The following is a 2,103-nucleotide window of genomic DNA, read 5'->3' as shown; positions in this document are numbered from 1 at the left end:
AAATCAGCGTTCCTCTGGCTCGTCCAGGTCAGGGGTGACTTGAATAAATGGGAGCAAGGCTGGCGGCATGGTCGACCTGGCCCGCCTGCAGGCGAAGCCAGCCTATCTCGGCAAGACAGGCAGCACGACGGGCCGCTACGGCTGGGGAGGCCAGGTGGCCCCTGAAATCGGCCAGGTTCTCCAGCGTTCGACGCTGCTCCGGCGTGATCTCCCCTACCAGCCAGGCTTCATCACTGACATGCTGCGCCAGGGCATCGAGGTCGCTGAGTTGATTCGAACCACGCCAACCCTGCCAGCTGCCGACAGATACCTGCTCGTCACCACTGCCAGCAGGCTGGTTTTGATAGCTGGCCCAGCAGACGCGGGCGCGGCCTGCCTGAATGACAGCCACGACCGGCTGCCGGTGGCCCAGGTGAGGAAAGGCGATGGCATCGAGGGTGGCGATGCCGACCAAGGGAAGGCTATGGGCGAGCGCCATGCCCTTGGCAACGCTTAACGCGATGCGCAGGCCGGTGAAGGACCCGGGGCCCAGGCTGACTGCAACGCCAGACAGGTCCGCCGGGGTCAAAGCATGCCAGGCCATGATTTGCGTCAGTCTTGGCATCAACTCGGTGGTCTGGCCATCGGCCGAATACCAGTTGTGTTCGGCTACAATCGATCGACCATCGAAGAGCGCCAGGCCAGAATTGCGGGTTGCGGTGTCCAGAGCTAAGAGCATGGGCGTTTCTTTTCGGGTCTCAATCGGCGGCTGGAAGTTGAACCAGATTGTGCTGCAACCGTGCCAACAGTTCTGAAGAACCAGGGCCTTTTGCTGAAAAGAAAAACTCTCGATGCCCTGGTTCGTGGATATCGATACTGATCCGAAGATAGTCCTCGGGAAATAACGACTCGATGCGTTCAGCCCACTCGACAACGCAAATGCCATCGCCGCCCATCAGCTCATCCAGGCCGATGTCCAGTGCTTCGGCGGTGGCTTCGTTCAGGCGATAGCTGTCGGCGTGGTAGAAAGGCCATCCGCCAGCCGTCCTGTACTCTGCCACCAGAATAAAGGTGGGACTGGTTACGGGATCATCGATGCCAAGGCCTTGGGCGATTCCGCGGGTCAACGTGGTTTTGCCTGCGCCCAGGTCGCCAATCAGCGCGAGAACCGCGCCAGGCTCAAGCAGGCGACCCAGCGTTTCTCCAAGGGCTTCAGTTTCCGTGTCAGCGAATGTCTCGTAGCGAAAATGCATCGGAATCAGCCATCATTATACACGCAAACATTAACGAATGGTAGATTGTTTGGCGCTGTGGTATCATCGGCTGAGGAGGAACTATGCGAGCATTGATCATTTCCGATGTCCACGCAAATCTGGCCGCGCTGGACGAAGTCCTGGCCGATGCCAGGTCGCTGAATTGGCTGGGATCGACAGGCTTCGATGTTGTCTGGTCGCTTGGTGATATCGTGGGCTATGGCCCCCACCCCAATCGTTGTATCGAGCGTCTTCGGGAGTTTGAGGGACATCTTCGGGTGGCCGGGAACCACGATTGGGCCGCGCTTGGGCACCTTGACATCGACGACTTCAATCCGGAAGCGCGCCACATGGTTCTATGGACCCAGGAAGCGTTGGATTCTCTCAGCTACGCTTATCTGAGAAAACTACCTTCTGAGCCCATTGAGGCGGGAGAATTCATCATAACTCACGGTAGCCCGCGGGAACCGGTCTGGGAATACGTGCGCACCTCGACCATCGCGCGCGAAAACTTTGACTACTTCGATACTGCCTATGGCCTGGTCGGTCATACCCACGTGCCGCGGATTTATCGTCTGGCGGAGGACCCGGAAACCGGTCTGCAGGCCTGCGCTGCCCATGCGCCAGGCTACGATCAGGACATCAGCCTCAAGGGGGATCATCGTCTAATCCTCAATCCCGGTAGCGTTGGGCAACCCAGGGACAACGATCCCCGGGCGGCCTACGCTCTGTTGGACACGGAACAGCAGATCTGGCGGTTTCGCCGCATCAGCTATCCCTATGAAATGACCCAGGCTGACATGAGGTCAGCTGGTCTGCCGGACAGGCTGATCGTTCGCCTCGCTTACGGATGGTAAGCCGACAATTGCCA

At 59.1% G+C, this 2,103-nt stretch carries 3 protein-coding genes; 1 reads left to right on the top strand and 2 read right to left on the bottom strand.

Annotated elements, in window-relative coordinates; translation table 11 throughout:
* Nucleotides 1-28: 28 nt before the first annotated feature.
* Both tsaB and tsaE read right to left on the bottom strand, forming a co-directional pair.
* On the bottom strand, nt 29-718 hold the full coding sequence (gene tsaB / locus U9R25_13290; protein MEA3336882.1) for a tRNA (adenosine(37)-N6)-threonylcarbamoyltransferase complex dimerization subunit type 1 TsaB: 690 nt from the start codon (nt 716-718) through the stop codon (nt 29-31).
* A 19-nt stretch (nt 719-737) separates the two neighbouring features.
* On the bottom strand, nt 738-1,232 hold the full coding sequence (gene tsaE / locus U9R25_13285; protein ID MEA3336881.1) for a tRNA (adenosine(37)-N6)-threonylcarbamoyltransferase complex ATPase subunit type 1 TsaE: 495 nt from the start codon (nt 1,230-1,232) through the stop codon (nt 738-740).
* Nucleotides 1,233-1,315: 83 nt separating this feature from the next.
* On the opposite strand from tsaE, the gene U9R25_13280 reads away from it, so the two are divergent.
* Entirely contained in the window at nt 1,316-2,089 is a 774-nt protein-coding gene (locus U9R25_13280; protein ID MEA3336880.1) for a metallophosphoesterase family protein, read from the top strand.
* Nucleotides 2,090-2,103: the final 14 nt, after the last annotated feature.

The sequence above is a fragment of the Chloroflexota bacterium genome (assembly GCA_034717495.1).
In the GTDB taxonomy this organism is placed as follows: Bacteria; Chloroflexota; Anaerolineae; order JAAEKA01; family JAAEKA01; genus JAYELL01.
This window is presented reverse-complemented; position numbering and strand designations above follow the sequence as displayed.

Bases quoted from the DNA above. Each gene is read 5' to 3' on its own strand.
- tsaE (MEA3336881.1), bottom strand. From the start codon at position 1,232: ATGCATTTTCGCTACGAGACATTCGCTGACACGGAAACTGAAGCCCTT.
- tsaB (MEA3336882.1), bottom strand. From the start codon at position 718: ATGCTCTTAGCTCTGGACACCGCAACCCGCAATTCTGGCCTGGCGCTC.
- U9R25_13280 (MEA3336880.1), top strand. From the start codon at position 1,316: ATGCGAGCATTGATCATTTCCGATGTCCACGCAAATCTGGCCGCGCTG.